The sequence below is a fragment of the Pseudomonas sp. 910_21 genome, assembly GCF_052850735.1.
This window is the reverse complement of sequence record NZ_VXCY01000002.1, coordinates 167,787-182,753: the sequence shown is the minus strand read 5'-3', so window position 1 is coordinate 182,753 and position 14,967 is coordinate 167,787. Positions and strand designations below refer to the sequence as shown.

The 14,967-nt window shown below is 61.7% G+C and carries 12 protein-coding genes; 7 read left to right on the top strand and 5 right to left on the bottom strand.

All coding sequences use genetic code 11. The features are described from left to right. Window positions 1–24: 24 nt before the first annotated feature. Complete coding sequence (locus FW796_RS05885) at window positions 25–270, bottom strand: hypothetical protein (RefSeq protein WP_346633876.1); 246 nt, start codon at window positions 268–270, stop codon at window positions 25–27. 222 nt (window positions 271–492) lie between these two features. Here FW796_RS05885 and FW796_RS05880 point away from each other — a divergent pair, with 222 nt between their 5' ends. The 7 genes from FW796_RS05880 (at window position 493) to FW796_RS05850 (ending at window position 10,467) form a co-directional block, all read left to right on the top strand. Continuing rightward, entirely contained in the window at window positions 493–1,653 is a 1,161-nt protein-coding gene (locus tag FW796_RS05880) for an efflux RND transporter periplasmic adaptor subunit (protein ID WP_446439139.1), read from the top strand. Then, window positions 1,650–4,745, top strand: a complete 3,096-nt coding sequence (locus tag FW796_RS05875) for a multidrug efflux RND transporter permease subunit (protein ID WP_446439138.1) — start codon at window positions 1,650–1,652, stop codon at window positions 4,743–4,745. Before FW796_RS05880 ends, FW796_RS05875 begins: the two co-directional genes overlap by 4 nt. Before the next feature lie 8 nt (window positions 4,746–4,753). Beyond that, window positions 4,754–5,431 carry a heavy metal response regulator transcription factor gene (locus FW796_RS05870; protein WP_346633873.1) on the top strand — a complete coding sequence of 226 codons (678 nt, stop codon included), beginning with the start codon at window positions 4,754–4,756 and terminating at the stop codon, window positions 5,429–5,431. Continuing rightward, window positions 5,421–6,785 carry a heavy metal sensor histidine kinase gene (locus FW796_RS05865; RefSeq protein WP_346633872.1) on the top strand — a complete coding sequence of 455 codons (1,365 nt, stop codon included), beginning with the start codon at window positions 5,421–5,423 and terminating at the stop codon, window positions 6,783–6,785. The genes FW796_RS05870 and FW796_RS05865 overlap by 11 nt, the downstream gene beginning before the upstream one ends. A 290-nt stretch (window positions 6,786–7,075) precedes the next feature. Then, window positions 7,076–7,300, top strand: coding sequence for a hypothetical protein (locus FW796_RS05860; protein WP_346633871.1), 225 nt, complete (start codon window positions 7,076–7,078; stop codon window positions 7,298–7,300). Between the two features lie 190 nt (window positions 7,301–7,490). Continuing rightward, on the top strand, window positions 7,491–8,816 hold the full coding sequence (locus tag FW796_RS05855) for an OprD family porin (RefSeq protein WP_346633870.1): 1,326 nt from the start codon (window positions 7,491–7,493) through the stop codon (window positions 8,814–8,816). Between the two features lie 139 nt (window positions 8,817–8,955). Then, window positions 8,956–10,467 (top strand): sensor domain-containing diguanylate cyclase, encoded by a 1,512-nt coding sequence (locus FW796_RS05850; RefSeq protein ID WP_346633869.1) that lies wholly within the window; start codon window positions 8,956–8,958, stop codon window positions 10,465–10,467. 67 nt (window positions 10,468–10,534) lie between these two features. Here FW796_RS05850 and lpxC read toward each other — a convergent pair whose 3' ends face one another. The 4 genes from lpxC to FW796_RS05830 form a co-directional block, all read right to left on the bottom strand. Further along, entirely contained in the window at window positions 10,535–11,446 is a 912-nt protein-coding gene (gene lpxC / locus FW796_RS05845; RefSeq protein ID WP_011063304.1) for a UDP-3-O-acyl-N-acetylglucosamine deacetylase, read from the bottom strand. A 112-nt stretch (window positions 11,447–11,558) separates the two neighbouring features. Next, window positions 11,559–12,752 carry a cell division protein FtsZ gene (gene ftsZ / locus FW796_RS05840; RefSeq protein ID WP_346633868.1) on the bottom strand — a complete coding sequence of 398 codons (1,194 nt, stop codon included), beginning with the start codon at window positions 12,750–12,752 and terminating at the stop codon, window positions 11,559–11,561. 72 nt (window positions 12,753–12,824) lie between these two features. Then, a complete protein-coding gene (gene ftsA / locus FW796_RS05835) occupies window positions 12,825–14,084 on the bottom strand; it encodes a cell division protein FtsA (RefSeq protein ID WP_346633867.1) in 1,260 nt (419 codons plus the stop codon). A 14-nt stretch (window positions 14,085–14,098) separates the two neighbouring features. Beyond that, on the bottom strand, window positions 14,099–14,965 hold the full coding sequence (locus FW796_RS05830; protein WP_016966667.1) for a cell division protein FtsQ/DivIB: 867 nt from the start codon (window positions 14,963–14,965) through the stop codon (window positions 14,099–14,101). Between the last annotated feature and the right edge of the window lie 2 nt (window positions 14,966–14,967).

Here is a 14,967-nt window from a genome sequence, read left to right as displayed (position 1 = left end):
CAATGTCTTCGATTGTCGGCGATATCAACGTTTGCCCATGGAGCGCCGAGTGCCGGGAGGCGCTGCGCCGGGGGTCTTGGTGTGGCCATTGCTGGCGCCGTTCTTGTACCAGGGCTGCTGAACGTTTTTTGCCGCGGCGAATTCGGACGGTTTGAAGGGAAACTTGAACGCCGGGATCGCAGCCTTGCCCTCGGTTTCAGGGGTGACCGGCTCGGCCGCAGGATCAACGCTCAGGGCGTCATCCGCAGCAGGTTGTGCAGGGGAAGTCATGGAAACTCCAAGAGAGAAAGAAAAGCCGGGCCGAGGGACGGGCCACAGTGGCCGGCAGTATACCTGTGTGCCTGCGATCTTTGACCTGGATCGCAACGGCTGGCAGGTACTTTTCTGACAGGGCTGACAGCTGGCCGTCACCCTGCTGACCGAGTTAGCGGACTATAACTGTGCACAGATCATGGCCACCCTTCCGACATTACTGCCCGGCGCCCTCCCCTCATGTCCATTGCCAAGAAAACCGTCGTGACCGCAACGCTTCTCCTGGCTGTCGCCGCCGCTGCGATCTGGTTCCTCAACAAACCCACGAGCCCCAGGCTCGCCGCGCCCACGGCGATACCGGTACGAGTGGTGCAAGTGATCCAGCAGGACGTACCGCGCTACACCAGCGGCATCGGCTCGGTGCTGTCGCTGCACAGTGTGGTCATTCGCCCCCAGGTGGACGGCATCCTCACCCGGTTGCTGGTCAAGGAAGGGCAACTGGTGAAAGCAGGTGACCTGCTGGCCACTATCGATGACCGTTCGATCCGCGCCAACCTGGATCAGGCACGGGCCCAACTGGCGCAAAATCAGGCCCAGTTGCAGGTGGCGCAGATCAATCTCAAGCGCTACAAGCTGCTGTCGGTGGATGACGGCATCTCGAAGCAGACGTACGACCAACAGGTGGCCCTGGTCAATCAGCTCAATGCCACAGCCCAGGGTAACCAGGCCGCCATCGACGCCACCCAGGTACAACTCTCCTACACCCAGATCCGCTCTCCCGTCACTGGCCGAGTGGGTATTCGTACCGTGGATGAGGGCAACTTCCTGCGCATGACCGACACCCAGGGCCTATTTTCGGTCACCCAGATTGACCCCATCGCCGTGGAGTTCTCCCTGCCCCAGCAAATGCTGCCGACCCTGCAACAACTGATCCGCGCCCCCGAGCCGGCGACGGTCCAGGCCTACCTGGGCGCCGACAGCAACAACCCCAGCGCTCTGCTGGGCAACGGCCACCTGACGCTGATCGACAACCAGATCAATGCTGGTACCGGCACCATTCGCGTCAAGGCCGAGTTCGACAACGCTCAGCAAAAGCTCTGGCCCGGACAATTGGTGTCGGTGAAGATCCAGACCGCGCTGGACCAGGCCGCGCTCACCGTACCGCCTACCGTGGTCCAGCGCGGCCTGGATCAGCACTTCGTGTTCAGGGTCAAAGGCCGGCAAGTGGAAAGCGTGCCGGTGCAGGTGGTGTATCAGGACAGTGGCCTGAACATCATCTCCGGCGTCCAGGCCGGAGATGTGCTGGTCAGTGACGGTCAGTCGCGGCTCAAGCCCGGCTCCCAGGTCCAGGTGCTGAGCGACCCGCCGCCCCTGGTGCAGGCTTCGGAGTCCAAGCCATGAAGGGCCGTGGCTCGGTGTCCGCCTGGTGCATCGACCATCCGGTCGCCACCGTGTTGCTGACGTTTGCGCTGGTACTGCTGGGGTTGATCGCATTTCCGCGCCTGCCAGTGGCGCCGCTGCCGGAAGCCGAGTTTCCCACTATCCAGGTTTCCGCCGCCTTGCCCGGGGCCAGCCCGGACACCATGGCTTCCTCGGTGGCCACGCCCCTGGAAGTGCAGTTCAGCGCCATCCCCGGCATGACCCAGATGACCTCCAGCAGCGCCCTGGGCTCGTCCCTGCTGACCCTGCAGTTCACCTTGAACAAAAGCATCGACACCGCCGCCCAGGAAGTCCAGGCGGCCATCAACACCGCCGCCGGCAAGCTGCCCAAGGACATGCCCACCCTGCCGACCTGGAAGAAGGTCAACCCGGCGGACAGCCCGGTGCTGATCCTCAGCATCAGTTCAACGCAGATGCCTGGCACCGAACTGAGCGACTACGCGGAAACCCTGCTGGCCCGGCAGATCAGCCAGATCGACGGCGTTGGTCAGATCAACATCACCGGCCAGCAGCGCCCGGCGATCCGGGTCCAGGCGTCGGCAGACAAGCTGGCCGCCATCGGCCTGACCCTGGCCGACATCCGCCTGGCGATCCAGCAGACCAGCCTCAACCTGGCCAAGGGCGCGCTGTATGGCGAGTCGAGCATCTCCACCCTGTCCACCAACGACCAGCTGTTCCATCCCGAGGAATACGGCCAGTTGATCGTTTCTTACAAAAACGGCGCGCCGGTGCATCTGCAGGACGTGGCGCGTGTGGTCAACGGTTCGGAAGATGCCTACGTCCAGGCCTGGTCCGGTGACCAGCCAGGGGTCAACCTGGTGATCTCGCGCCAGCCGGGGGCCAATATCGTCGACACCGTGGACCGTATCCAGGCCGCGCTGCCGGGCCTTGAGGCCATGCTGCCGGCGTCGGTGCAGGTCAAGGTGCTGGTGGACCGCACCCAGACCATCCGGGCCTCGCTGCACGAGGTGGAGATCACTCTGCTGATCGCCGTGCTGCTGGTGGTGGCAGTCATGGCGCTGTTCCTGCGCCAGTGGTCGGCGACCCTGATCGTCTCTGCGGTGCTGGGGGTATCGCTGACCGCCAGCTTCGCCCTGATGTATGTGATGGGCTTCAGCCTGAACAACCTGACCCTGGTGGCCATCGTCATCGCCGTGGGGTTTGTGGTGGACGATGCCATCGTGGTGGTGGAGAACATCCACCGCCATCTGGAGGCCGGCGACGGCATGCGCGAGGCGGCGATCAAGGGCGCCGGAGAAATCGGCTTCACCGTGGTCTCCATCAGCTTTTCCCTGGTGGCAGCGTTCATTCCCCTGCTGTTCATGGGCGGCGTGGTGGGGCGGCTGTTTAAGGAATTCGCCCTGACCGCCACCTCCACCATCATGATTTCGGTGGTGGTTTCGCTGACCCTGGCGCCCACCCTGGCGGCCCTGTTCATGCGCACCCCGGTGCACCCGGCCCATGCCCAGCCGGGCTTCGGCGAGCGCCTGCTGGCCTTCTATGAACGCGGCCTGCGCAAGGCCCTGGCCCATCAGAAACTGATGCTGGGGATTTTCGGCCTGACCCTGGGCATGGCCATTGCCGGCTATATCCTGATCCCCAAGGGCTTCTTCCCGGTGCAGGACACCGGCTTCGTGCTCGGCACTACTGAAGCGGCGGCGGACATCTCCTACCCGGACATGGTGAAAAAACACCAGGCCCTGGCGGAAATCGTCGCTGCCGACCCGGCGGTGCAAGCCTTCTCCCACTCGGTGGGTGTCTCCGGCAGCAACCAGACCATCGCCAACGGCCGCTTCTGGATCTCACTGAAAAAACGTGGCGACCGGGATGTTTCCGCCAGCGCTTTCATCGATCGCATCCGCCCGCAACTGATGCAGGTGCCCGGCATCGTGCTCTACCTGCGGGCCGGCCAGGACATCAACCTCAGTTCCGGACCGAGCCGTGCCCAGTACCAGTACGTGATCAAAAGCAACGACGGCCCGACCCTGAGTACCTGGACCCAGCGCCTGACCGAGAAGCTGCGCAGCAACCCGGCGTTCCGGGATGTTTCCAACGACCTGCAACTGGGCGGCAGCATTACCCACATCAACATCGATCGGACCGCCGCCGCGCGCTTCGGCCTCACCGCCAGCGATGTCGACGAAGCGCTGTACGATGCCTTCGGCCAGCGTCAGATCAACGAGTTCCAGACCGAGATCAACCAGTACAACGTGATCCTCGAACTCGACACCCAGCAACGGGGCAAGGCCGAGAGCCTCAACTACTTCTACCTGCGCTCGCCGCTGACCGGGGAAATGGTCCCGCTGTCGGCCCTGGCACGCTTCGATGCCCCCAGCATCGGTCCTTTGTCGATCGCCCACGACGGCATGTTTCCGGCGGCCAACCTGTCGTTCAACCTGGCCCCCGGCGTGGCGCTGGGGGACGCGGTGATCCTGCTTGACCAGGCCAAGAGCGAGATCGGCATGCCGGCGGCCATCAGCGGCAACTTTCAGGGCGCGGCCCAGGCCTTCCAGAGTTCCCTGGCCAGCCAGCCGTACCTGATTCTCGCCGCGCTGGTGGCGGTCTACATCATTCTCGGGGTGCTGTACGAAAGCTTCGTGCATCCGCTGACGATCATTTCCACCCTGCCTTCGGCCGGGCTCGGCGCCTTGTTGATGCTCTGGCTCTGCGGCCAGGATTTTTCCATCATGGCGTTGATCGGCCTGGTGCTGCTGATCGGCATCGTCAAGAAAAACGGCATCCTGATGATCGACTTCGCCCTGGAGGCCCAGCGCAACCGTGGCTTGCCGCCCGAAGAAGCGATCTACCAGGCCTGTATCACCCGTTTCCGGCCCATCATCATGACCACTCTGGCCGCACTGCTCGGCGCCCTGCCGCTGATGCTCGGCTACGGCACCGGCGCCGAACTGCGCCAGCCCCTGGGCATCGCCGTGGTCGGCGGGTTGCTGGTGAGCCAGGCCCTGACGCTGTTCACCACGCCGGTCATATACTTGTGGCTCGAGCGGCTGTTCCACCGGCCCCAGCCGGCCCTTTCGCCGGCCACCAACACCTGAGGCGGGTCATGCGCGTTCTGATTATCGAAGACGAAGAAAAAACTGCGGACTACCTGCATCGCGGGTTGACCGAACAGGGCTATACCGTCGACCTGGCCCGAGAGGGCATCGAGGGTCTGCACCTGGCCCTGGAAGGCGATTATGCGGTGATCGTGCTGGATGTGATGCTCCCCGGCCTGGACGGCTTTGGCGTGCTGCGGGCCCTGCGTGCGCGCAAGCAGACCCCGGTGATCATGCTCACCGCCCGGGAGCGCGTGGAGGACCGGATTCGCGGCCTGCGCGATGGCGCCGACGACTACCTGGGCAAGCCCTTCTCCTTCCTTGAACTGGTGGCCCGCCTGCAAGCCCTGACCCGCCGCAGCGGCGGTCACGAGCCGGTGCAGATCAGCATCGCCGACCTGTGGATCGACCTCATCAGCCGCAAGGCCAGCCGCGCCGGCACTCGCCTGGACCTGACCGCCAAGGAGTTCTCCCTGCTCAGCGTGCTGGCCCGACGCCAGGGCGAGATCCTGTCCAAGACCTCGATTGCCGAGATGGTCTGGGACATCAATTTCGACAGCGACGCCAATGTCGTCGAAGTGGCGATCAAGCGCCTGCGGGCCAAACTCGATGGCCCTTTCGAACACAAGCTGCTGCACACCATCCGCGGCATGGGTTATGTGCTGGAGAGCCGCAGTGCCGAGTAACTCCATTGCCCTGCGCCTGAGCGGGCTGTTCACCCTGGTGGCACTGCTGATCTTCCTGCTGATTGGCGGTGCTCTCTATCAACAGGTGGACAAGGGCCTGGGCCTGCTGCCGGAAGCCGAGCTGGATGCGCGCTACAGCGTGCTGGAGTCGGCCCTGAATCGTTACGGCACCCCTGAGCACTGGGCCAAGATCAACGCCAAGCTCAAGCTGCTCAGCGAGGAGGACAAACGCATCCGCTTCTGGGCAGTGAGCGGTGACCCCGGTTATGAATACGGCAACCCGGACCCACAGATCCGCGCATTCGCCCAAGGTCCGCTGGGCATGCGCGATCTGATTCTGAGCGATCATCCCTACCCACTGAGGGTACTGGTCAGCCAGTTGCCGGCCAAGGAACAGCGGCCGGCCCTGCGCTTTCTGATTGCCATCGATACCGATACCTTCCACCAGACCCAGCACCAGTTGCTGATCGCCCTGATCGGCCTGGCCATCGTCGGTGTTCTACTGGCCTCGGCCCTGGGTTACTGGGTGGCGCGGATCGGCCTCAAGCCGCTGATCAAGCTGTCCCAGGAGGCGCAGCGCCTGGCTCCGCCGCGCCTCTCCGGACGCCTGCAGCTCTCGCCCCTGCCGCCGGAACTGAGCCAGTTCGTCAACTCCTTCAACTCCACCTTGGAACGGGTCGAGCAGGCCTACTCGCGCCTGGAGTCGTTCAACGCCGACGTCGCCCATGAACTGCGCTCGCCCCTGACCAACCTCATTGGCCAGACCCAGGTGGCCCTGACCCGCGGCCGCTCGGCGGAGCATTACTTCGAGGTGCTGCAATCCAACCTTGAAGAGCTGGAACGGCTGCGTTCCATCGTCAACGACATGCTGTTCCTGGCCAGCGCCGACCAGGGCAGCAAGGCCACCAAGCTCACCAGCACCTCCTTGGCGACGGAAGTGGCCACAACCCTGGACTACCTGGACTTCATCCTCGAAGACGCGCAAGTCAGGGTCGAGGTCCAGGGCGATGCCCAGGTGCGGATCGAGATTGCCCACCTGCGCCGAGCCCTGATCAACCTGCTGAGCAATGCCGTGCAGCACACGGCGGCAGGGGAAGTGATCCAGGTGCGGATTGAAGTGCAGGAGCAGCAAGTGGCGATCGCCGTCAGCAACCCGGGCCAAGGCATCGCCAGCGAACACCTGCCTCGCTTGTTCGAGCGCTTCTACCGGGTCGATGCATCCCGCAGCAATAGCGGCGCCAACCACGGCCTGGGACTGGCCATCGTCAAGGCCATCGCCCTGATGCACGGCGGCGACGTGTTCGTGCGCAGTGACCGGGGCATCAACACCTTCGGCCTGTACCTGCCTCTCTGACTCGGGATTCTCGGATTCTCGGATTCTCGGATTCTCGGATTCTCGGATTCTCGGATTCTCGGATTCTCGGATTCTCGGATTCTGTAGGAGCCGGCTTGCCGGCGAAGGCGTCAACACATCCGGCGCATGACGATATGGCGCGTTCGCTGGCAAGCCAGCCCCTACAAGCCAGCGCCTACTGTTGTTTTTTTGGTAACAGTCCTTATCCTGTTCGGCTCTTTTTCCAGCAGCCTCATGGTTATATTTTTGTCGCACCGAATTGAACTTGCTCAGCAAGAAGGTCTTCAGAAATGTCCAACAGTATGGGTATGGCCAGCGCCTTTGTTTTGTCTTCCCTGTTCGTGGTGCCAATGGCCATGGCCGAAGAATCCCAGGGATTCGTGGCGAGAAATGCCGCACGCGCCGCCGCGTTCGAACAAGCACAGATTGCCCAGGCCGCCCAGCAGCAAAACACTCAGCAAGCCCAGAAGATCACCGCCGAGCACAGTAAGAGCGACGCTCAGAAAGACAGTTGATCCGCGCTACCGACTTGCTTCCCTCGACAACTTCTCTGCTTTCAACCCGGGAGTAAGTTGTCTTAAAGCCGCTGAGTTCAGCGGCTTTTTTTTGCTGTGGAGAAACCCATGGCAAATACGTCATACCCAGAACAAGAAACACCCGAATTCACAATAAAAAACCATGTTCATTCACCAAAGGAGCTACACGTTGTTCAGGACCACGCTGAGAATCAGCCCGCTATTCATTGCAATCGCTGCAACTATTCCCGCCTTGGGCCAAGCGGCCGAAGAGAGCGACAACCAGGGCTTCGTCGCCGGCTCGAGCCTCAAGCTCAACGCCCGCAACTACTACATGAACCGCAATCGCCAGCAGCAGAACAAAGACAACATCGAATGGGGCCAGGGTTTCCTCGGTGTCTTCGAGTCCGGCTATACCCAAGGCACTGTGGGCTTTGGTATCGATGCCAACGCTATGCTCGGCCTCAAGCTGGACGGCGGAGGCGGCACCACCAAGTCGAGCATCCTGCCCCTCAGCGAAGATGGCCGGCACAAGGCGCCCGGCTCGTTCTCAACCACCGGTGCCACCTTGAAGATGCGAGCCTTCGACACCGAGCTCAAGGCCGGCGACCTGTTCCTCAACAACCCGGTGATCGCCGGGGGCATGAGCCGCATGCTGCCGCAGACCTTCCGCGGCGTCAGCCTGACCAACCACAGCTTCGACGGCTGGTTGATCGAAGGCGGCCAGGCCAGCTTCACCAAGCCCTACAACCAGAGCGGTCACAAGCGCATCGGCACCTCCTACGGCGCCCTGCAAAAAGGTGACGAAAGCCTGCACCTGAATTGGACCGGGGTGGCCTGGAGCGGTGTTCCAGGCTTGACCAGCAGCCTGTATGCCTCCGAGCTCAAGGACATCTGGAACCAGTACTACTACGACCTGGACTACACCTACGCGCTCAACGATCTGGTCAGCCTCAATCCGGGCCTGCACTTCTATCACACCCAGGACACGGGCCAGGCGCTGCTGGGCAATATCGACAACAACACCTACAGCCTGCACTTCACCGTGGGCGTGGGCAGCCACAGCGTCACTGCGGCCTACCAGCGGGTCAACGGCAACACGCCATTCGACTACATCGCCCAGGGCGACAGCATCTACCTGGATAACTCCCAGCAGTACTCGGACTTCAACGGTCCCAACGAGCGCTCCTGGAAGCTCAAGTACGCCTACGATTTTGCCGGCGTCGGCCTGCCGGGCCTGACCTCGGCCCTGTCTTACTCCCGGGGCGAGCTGGACCTGACCAAGGTCGATCCGGCCAGCCGCGGCTATGCCAGCTGGTACAGCGCCGACGGCAAGAATGCCAAGCACTGGGAACGTGACCTCGACCTCAAATACGTGGTGCAGGGCGGCACCGCCAAGGACCTGGCCGTGCGCTTGCAATGGGCTACCAACCGTGGTGGCAACGGCTACGGCGCACTGGACAACGACACCGATGAGTACCGGGTGATCGTCGACTATCCGATCAACGTGTTCTAAGCCGATATAAGCAAAAGGCCAGCATGTTTTGCTGGCCTTTTTTTTATTCGGGATTTATACAGGCGCGAAGGCGTGACCGATTTCTGTAGCCCACGTCCACACTAGACTTAAATCTGTCGACGTAGCAGAAATCAAAATCATGAGCGTGAGTAGTGCGACACCCCGCACAGGGAAAATCGCGTCAAATCCGGAACGTCTGTTGGTCCTGGCCAGTTCGCTGATCGTCGTGGCCATTCTCAGTATCGTCACCTACCTGTTGATCCGTGAACACGCTGCTGCCGAACAGGCTGCCACCCGTGCCGCGAACAACATCGTGCAACTGATCGACGCTGATGTACTGCGCAACGTCGAACTCTACGACCTGTCCCTCAAGGGACTGATCAGTGCGGCGCAACGCAACGACCTGAAGGACGTTTCGCTGCCCATCCGCCATCTGGCGCTGTTCGACCGCGCCACCGCAGCGCCCTACAAGGGCGATATCCTGTTGCTGGACAAGCACGGCGATGTGCTGGCCGACTCGGCTTCGCTCGTACCCCGTACGGGCAACTACGCCGATCGCGAGTACTTTCGATCGCACATCGACAATCCAGACCCGAGGATGATGATCAGCCCGCCGTTCCGCGCCCGCACCGCCGAGCATGACTGGCGGATCAGCTTCAGTCGTCGGCTCAGCAACGAGAATGGCGAGTTCATTGGCGTCGCCGAAGCGGCGATGCGCCTGAGCTACTTCAATGAGCTGTTCAAGAATCTGGATATCGGGCGCAACGGCTCGATCAACCTGATCAGCCGCGATGGGGTTCTGCTGGCCCAGCAGCCGCCCCTGGCAGACGACCTGATTGGCAAGAGTTTCAGTAACCGCCCCAACTTCGTCCGCATCCTGCGCGAAGGCAATGGCAGCTTCAGCAGCGTGTCCAGCGTGGATCGGATGCAACGGCTGTACACCTTTTCCCAGGTGGGCGACCTGCCGCTGATCGTGGTCGTGGCACTGTCCATCGATGAGGTCTTTGCTGCCTGGCAACGCACAGCGTTGCTGATCAGCGGCGCCACTGGGGCGCTGTGCATCGCCCTGTTCTGGCTGACCTGGCAACTGTGTCGCGAACTGCGGCGCCGGCAGAATGCCGAGCAGGAGCTGGCGCGCCTGGCAGCCGTCGATGCCCTCACCGGCCTGGCCAATCGTCGTACCCTGGACCAGGTATTGAACAATGAGTGGGCCCGGGCCCGGCGCGCAAACCTGCCCCTGTCACTGCTGATGATCGACGTCGACCACTTCAAGTCGTTCAACGACCGCTTTGGTCATCCGCTGGGGGACCAGGCATTGCGTGTGGTGGCGCAGAACATTGGCGCTTGCGCAGGACGCCCGGCTGACCTGGCGGCACGCTATGGGGGCGAAGAGTTCGCGGTGATCCTGCCGGGGACCGACAGCGCCGGCGCCGCCGTACTCGCCGAGAGAATCCGCGCCAGCATCGCCGCATTGCCGTCCGTCAGCGAACAGGCCACGCCCTTGACGGTAAGCATTGGCATCAACACCTGGTCGGGCAATCCGGATATCAGCCTCGACCAATGGGTGAGCGACGCCGACAAAGCCCTGTATCAAGCCAAGTACAGCGGCCGCAACCGAGTGGTTTCCAACATGTCACGGCGCAGCGCCTGAACCTTGCGGCATAAAAAAAGGCCATCCGGGGGGATGGCCTTCAAAAACAAAAGGAAAGAGAGAGTAATTACACGGCCGCGACCGGACGCATGTAAGAGATCGGTGCAGTGCTGGCATCTTCGAAGGTCACGACTTCCCAGGCATCTTTCTGCTCAATCAACTTGCGCAGTAGCTGGTTGTTCAGTGCGTGGCCCGACTTGAAGCCCTTGAACTCGCCTATCAGGCTGTTGCCCAGCAGGTAGAGGTCACCAATTGCATCCAGGATCTTGTGCTTGACGAATTCGTCTTCGTAGCGAAGACCGTCTTCATTCAGTACGCCATCCGAATCGACCACAATGGCGTTTTCCACGCTGCCGCCGAGTGCGAGGTTGTGCTTGCGCAGGTACTCGATATCACTCATGAAACCAAAGGTACGGGCGCGACTGACTTCTTTTACAAACGAAGTACTGGAGAAGTCCACGCTTGCACTCTGGGTGCGGTCACGGAAAACCGGGTGATCGAAATCGATCTCGAAGCTCACTTTAAAACCATCGAAAGGCACGAAAGTGGCGCGCTTGTCGCCGTCTTCCACGGTCACTTCACGAAGGATGCGGATGAACTTTTTAGCTGCGTCCTGTTCTTCGAGGCCAGCAGATTGAATCAGGAATACGAAGGGTCCGGCACTGCCATCCATGATCGGGACTTCGGACGCGGAGAGCTCGACGTAGGCGTTATCGATGCCCAGGCCAGCCATGGCCGAGAGCAAGTGCTCCACCGTGTCCACTTTGACGTCACCGTTGACCAACGTGGTCGACATCGTGGTTTCGCCAACATTTTCCGCGCGAGCAGGAATCTGCACCACAGGGTCCAGGTCGGCACGACAAAACACAATGCCGGTGTCGACAGGCGCAGGCTTGAGGGTCAGGTAAACCTTCTCCCCGGAATGCAGGCCTACACCTGTGGCACGGATAATATTCTTCAGGGTGCGTTGTTTAATCATGGCTTGGGCCGCTTCAGCGCAAATTGCGAACTGGTATCAACAAAGGCTGGCGATAATAGCAGACCATGCCTTTGCTGAACACCAATCACCCTAATACCCCTGATACATTCCATCAATCGGCCTGACGACGCAGGAATGCCGGGATGTCCAGGTAGTCCAGATCATCTTGCGGATTCAGCTTCGCCGCGGTCGCCGCGTTCGACTGCGCCTGATTGCGCATAACGGTCGGACGATCCAGGTCACGGTAGTTCACCGACGGCAGTTCCTGACGAGCAGCAGCTGGCGCTTGCGATTGTGCGGACATGGAAGTCTGAACGGTGTTGTCGATGACCTTCACAGGCTTCTCGATTTTCGCGCCCAGGCCGGTGGCCACTACGGTTACATGCAGCTCGTCACGCATGTCCGGATCGATAACGGTACCGACCTTGACCATGGCGTGTTCGGAAGCGAAGGCTTCGATGATGCTACCCACGTCGGAGTACTCACCCAGGGACAGGTCAGGACCGGCGGTGATGTTCACCAGGATGCCGCGTGCACCTTCCAGGTTCACGTCTTCCAGCAGCGGGTTGCGGATGGCCGCTTCAGTGGCTTCACGCGCACGGTTCGGACCGCTGGCGCAGCCAGTGCCCATCATCGCCATGCCCATTTCGCTCATCACGGTACGTACGTCGGCAAAGTCGACGTTGATCATGCCCGGACGCTTGATGATGTCGGAGATACCGCGAACGGCACCAGCCAACACGTCGTCAGCCTTGGCAAACGCCGACAGCAGGCTGGCGTCCTTGCCGAGGATGGTCAGCAGCTTCTCGTTGGGAATGGTGATCAACGAGTCGACGCTTTCGCTCAGCGCGCGGATGCCCTCATCGGCGATCTGCATGCGCTTGCGGCCTTCGAACGGGAACGGACGGGTGACCACCGCAACGGTGAGGATGCCCATTTCCTTGGCCACTTCAGCGATGATCGGCGCCGCACCGGTACCGGTACCGCCGCCCATGCCAGTGGTGATGAACACCATGTTGGTGCCCGCCAGTACTTCGGCGATGCGCTCGCGGTCTTCCAGAGCGGCTTGACGGCCGACTTCCGGATTGGCACCCGCACCCAGGCCCTTGGTCACACCGGTACCCAGTTGCAGGATGGTCCGCGCGCCGATGTTTTTCAGCGCTTGAGCATCAGTGTTGGCGCAGATGAACTCGACGCCTTCGATGTTGCTCTTGACCATGTGATTGACCGCGTTGCCGCCGCCACCGCCAACACCGATAACCTTGATTACCGGACTCTGCGGGATGTTGTCTACGAGTTCGAACATTTTCCCTCTCCTTTCATTTCTCTAGTTTTTCGCCTACTGCCTACTGCTTTGAAACGGTGTTGCGGTAAATCTTTAGAAGTTGCCCTGGACCCAGCTCTTGATGCGGTCCAGCAACGCGGTCTTGGGCTCGTCGCTGCTGTAGCTGTCGCGGCTGCCGATGCCGGAGAACGAGATGCCGTCGGACTGTTTCTGCAGTCCGTACAGCAGCAAGCCAACGCCGGTGGAATAGATCGGGTTGCGCACCACGTCGGACAGGCCCTTGACACTGTGGGGCACGCCCAGACGAACCGGCATGTGGAAAATTTCCTCGGCCAGTTCCACCGCGCCTTCCATCTTCGAGGTGCCACCAGTGAGCACGATGCCCGCCGGGATCAGGTCTTCGTAGCCGCTACGACGCAGCTCGGCCTGAATCAGGGTGAACAATTCGTCGTAACGCGGCTCGACTACTTCGGCCAGGGCCTGACGCGACAGCTCACGCGGCGGACGATCGCCAACGCTCGGCACCTTGATGGTTTCGCCGGCACCGGCCAGCTTGGCCAGGGCGCAGGCGTAACGGATCTTGATTTCCTCGGCGTACTGGGTCGGTGTGCGCAAAGCCATGGCGATGTCGTTGGTCACCTGATCGCCGGCAATCGGGATCACCGCGGTGTGACGGATCGCGCCTTCGGTGAAGATCGCCATGTCGGTGGTGCCGCCGCCGATGTCCACCAGGCACACGCCCAACTCTTTCTCGTCGTCGGTGAGTACCGAGTAGGCGGAGGCCAGTTGCTCGAGGATGATGTCGTCGATTTCCAGGCCGCAGCGGCGCACGCACTTCTCGATGTTCTGTGCCGCATTCACCGCGCAGGTCACCACGTGCACCTTGGCTTCCAGACGCACGCCGGACATGCCCAGGGGCTCGCGCACGCCTTCCTGGTTATCGATCACGTAATCCTGCGGCAGGGTATGCAGGACTCGCTGGTCAGCCGGGATCGCCACAGCCTGGGCTGCATCCAATACCCGCTCCAGGTCCGCCGAGCTGACTTCCCGATCGCGGATCGCCACGATGCCGTGGGAGTTCAGGCTGCGAATGTGATTGCCCGCCACACCAACGAACGCCGAGTGAATACGGCAGCCCGCCATCAGTTGCGCCTCTTCCACCGCGCGCTGGATCGACTGCACAGTGGATTCGATATTCACCACCACGCCCTTCTTCAGGCCGCGGGAAGGATGGGTGCCGATGCCGACGATTTCCAGCGAGCCATCGGCCGCGACTTCGCCTACCAGCGCCACAACCTTGGAGGTGCCGATATCCAGGCCGACGATCATTTTGCCGCTTTGCACATTTGCCATGGTCCTGCCTCTTCTTAATTCTTCGCGACGGCAGGTTGCGCCGTCGTGGGTGCCGCCGGATCGCGCCAGCCCACGGCCAGGCCGTTGGCATAACGCAGATCGATGCGCGCGATATTCGTGATCTGTTCTTTCAGCGTTTTTTCATAAATGGCAATGAAGCGGCGCATCTTCTCCACCAGATGATCGCGACCCAGGAGCAACTCGATACCCGGACCGGCACTGCCGGCACCGGTGGTCAGGAACCAGCTGCCGCGCTCGCGCAGCTCCAGACGGGCGATCGAAAAGCCCAGCGGCCGCAGCATCTGGCTCAACACCTGATACTGCTGCATCACTTGCTGCTGGGCCCGCTGCGGCCCGAACAACTGCGGCAAGTGTTCATAGTTCGCCAGCTCACGCGGAGTGAAGGCCTGGCCCTGGTTGTTCAACAGTGCCTCGTCGCCCCAACGGGCTACCGGCAGTTGCTCTTCCAGGCGAATCACCACTTGGTCCGGCCACACCCGACGAACTTCGGCGTGGGCGATCCAGGGCATCTGTTCCAGCTCGGTGCGCATGCTCGCCAGGTCGATGGTGAAGAAGCTCGCCGCGACATAAGGCGCGATCCGCTGCTGCACCGCCTGCTGGCTGATGTAGCTCAAGTCCCCCTGCACCGCGATCTTGGTGATCGGGCGGTCGGCGTACGGCAACAGACGCTGGGCACCTTCATAGGTGCCAAACCCCAGAGCCACCAGCAGCACCGGCCAGAACAGGCTTTTCAGAAAACCAAAGTTGGCTTTCGGCAGGCGCACCGACATCGGCTCTTTAGCCACCATTCGGCTGGCACCCCGCGGCACCGGCTTGCGGCCGGGTGCGGGTTGCTGATGACGAAGCGACGCGCCTTGCATGG